The sequence below is a fragment of the Bacillus sp. GMs2/2 genome, from assembly GCF_050172095.1.
Taxonomy (GTDB): domain Bacteria; phylum Bacillota; class Bacilli; order Bacillales; family Bacillaceae_G; genus Bacillus_A; species Bacillus_A cereus.
Genome location: NZ_JBNLYE010000426.1, coordinates 1 through 3,121 on the forward strand (window position 1 = coordinate 1; position 3,121 = coordinate 3,121).

Below are 3,121 nucleotides of genomic sequence, written 5' to 3' on the forward strand. Positions count from 1 at the left end.
TTATTAAATTCCTAACAATGAACACTTCTTTAAATTTTGAAAGAGTCAACTTCTCTAATTTTTTTATACCTGTAAGATACTCCAAAGTAGTTATCATATCTTCGGCATTCTTTCCAATACCATTAATTGTCCTAGCCCCATCATAAAAACGATTTCCTCCTCTCTCGATACTATTTAACAAATATTGTTTCTCCAATATTGGTGCTATTTCGTAAGCTAGTAAATCTCCCAAATGAACAGCATGCACTTCCGCTAATCTAATAAGATAGCTCAATAAAGATTCTACAAATGGAGTATCTATTCCTTTAGGACATAGACCGTATAACCGACTTCTCGTTAAGTCTTGAAACAATCAATCACTCCTCTATCAAAAAATAATAATTTTAAGAATATTTTATCATACGCTACTAAAAATCATAATCCCTCAATTAAAAAACGAGTAGAGGGAAAATAAAATAATTTATTCTCGCCCCTCTCACACCACCGTACATACGGTTCCGTATACGGCGGTTCAGTTTATATTACAGTGCGAACTTTTAGATAGCGTTCTAGAGAAGAAGGGAGGCCCCTCTTCTTTAGTCTTTGGTTTGAGATGGCTCTTTGAACGACTTTCGATAATCCTATGTATCGGTAGCCCTTTCGACAGTAGGTTAATCCCTTCGCTTCTTCCTCCGGAATCCCTAATTGAACAAGCGATTTGATTTGTTTCTTCGGTATTTTCCATTGCTTCCAAATAATCACTCTAATTCTGGAGCGGAGCTTCTTATCTACTTGCTTCATAACTCCTTTCATATTTGCACTCCTGAAGTAATTTACCCATCCAAAAATAACTTGTTTTAGTTTCAATATTCGATAGTCTAACGGAACGCTCCAGTTTCGTTTTGTCAGTTGTCGAAGCTTTCTTTGGAATTTCTGTACTGAGATCGGGTGTGGTTTCGTTTGATACCTCTCATCCTTAGGGTTATAATAATATCCAAATCCTAAAAATTTTAAATCTTCCGGACGAGAGATTTTACTCTTTTCTGTATTGACTATCAAACCTAGGTTCTTTTCTATAAATCTCACAATTGATTTCATCACTCTACTCGCCGCTTTCTCGCTTTTCACAAAGATAAGAGCGTCGTCGGCGTATCTCACAAATTGAAGTCCTCTACTCTCGAGTTCCTTATCGAGTTCGTTTAACATAATGTTACTCAGTAAAGGGCTTAGATTGCCTCCTTGCGGAGTTCCGACCGGTGTTTCTTTATACTTTCCATTCACCATAACCCCACTGACTAAAAACTTTCTTATGAGGGAAATGACGTCTCCGTCATATATTGTATTAGATATAATTCGCATTAACTTATCGTGATGAACTGTATCAAAGAATCTTTCCAAATCAATATCCACTATCCAATCATATCCATCATTTAGAAATTCCAAGCTTTTAACGATTGCCATCTCACAGCTTCTTTTTGGTCTAAAACCATAACTGAATTCACTGAACTGCTTCTCAAATATAGGACTTAGTATTTGATGAATGGCTTGTTGAACTACTCTATCCACTACTGTTGGTATTCCCAGCTTGCGCATCTTGCCATTTTCTTTTGGGATTTCCACTCTTAAGGCAGCTTGTGGTTGGTATTTTCTTGTTCTAATGCGCTGACGTAGCTCGTCCTTGTTTTCTTTCAGATATCGTTTAAGTTCGTCGACTGTTACACCATCAACTCCACTTGCACCTTTATTTTTATAAACGCGTAAGTAGGCTTTATTCATATTTTGATTACTTAGAATTGTTTCCAGAAGTTCCACACTCGTTTCGCCTTTCCTCTCACGTAGTAAGTAATGTCTCCCATTTTGGTTATCCTTTGAGATACGCTCATACTTTCACCATTAACACATTCGGAGTTTATTACTTACGCATTCGTGGTATTGAAACACTATAAACTGTTCAGCCCTTCATGAATTGAATTCACTACTATGGCCTCGGCTGACTTCTTGCGGCTAACCATTTTCGACTGTACTGTTAGTACATCCGCAAGATCTCCCAGGGTAAGACAACTATCTTTCCTCTTTTACTCGCCTGATTTACTCTACAAAGTTACGCACATCTATTTGGACTTTAACTTGAATTGGAGTCTTATCCCTTTATAGAGCCTTCGTATCAGATTTCTGTTCGTCGAGCCAAGATTTTATTCCACGCTTCCTTCAGCCCTCACCTCACGGTAAATACCTTGCGCTTCCTTAGTGGTTGGTCGATGTGTACCCCCACAGTGGACTTTCACCACCTAGACAGTTGCCATGCCTGGCACACAAGAAAAAGCACTCGTCAGAGTGCTTCTCTTTAATTCAACTTCTTATCCTTAATATTTTATATGTTACTCTTTAAATTACATCTCTAACTGGTAATTTACTAATTTTCCATTATGACATTGTATACTCTCAATTAATCCATAGTCTCGATCTTTGCTACCATCGAAATTAGCTAATAGTTTTTTATCCATTTCAAAGTGAAAATTAAATTCCGTTTCTAATCGTTTCTTCAGTGTATATTTAGCTACCACATTTTTTTCTTTATCATATATCTTTAATATTCCATAACAATCTTTTTCATTTATTGTATGATATATTTCCTCTTTTAATTTATTAGTGACTATACATGTGTAGGATTCTCCAACCTCTGTTTTATCCATTTGATTTGCTAAATTCCCAAAACAAGTTAAAATTCCCTTTCTATCTTCACTTTGATATAACTTTATCACAAATCGAAAATTAGAAACTGTTATAGGTAAAGTAAATGTTACCTCATGTTCAACAATGCTGGAAGCAGGATTTTTATAAACCTCCAAAATTGGAAAATTTAAAGAGAAAAATTCCATAATATCAGCTTTATTCCCAACTAAATAATCTACGTCACAAATTTTATCTATTTGAGGTAAATATCCTTTTCCTAAAGGATCCTTATTCATCCTAATTAACTTTAATGCAATGGAAATTAGCATTAATGATAGACACACTATAACAAAGAAAGCCCCACTACCAATCTTCAAAAAGTTACCTATAGATAATTTAAATCCCTCTGAATAATTAAAGCCTCTATAAAACTTTAGTGTTGTTCCCCAAACCAATATAGAAAAAAAGG

2 protein-coding genes and 1 pseudogene are annotated in these 3,121 nt (G+C 35.4%); all 3 read right to left on the reverse strand.

Going from position 1 to position 3,121, the window contains the following annotated elements; genetic code table 11:
* Positions 1-352, reverse strand: a pseudogene (locus ACQGS6_RS25495) (TniQ family protein); the annotation flags it as partial.
* Between the two features lie 164 nt (positions 353-516).
* Complete coding sequence (gene ltrA / locus ACQGS6_RS25500) at positions 517-1,791, reverse strand: group II intron reverse transcriptase/maturase (protein ID WP_098398674.1); 1,275 nt, start codon at positions 1,789-1,791, stop codon at positions 517-519.
* A 578-nt stretch (positions 1,792-2,369) separates the two neighbouring features.
* The coding region (locus tag ACQGS6_RS25505) for a hypothetical protein (protein WP_426965809.1) at positions 2,370-3,121 on the reverse strand (752 nt) is incomplete at its 5' end.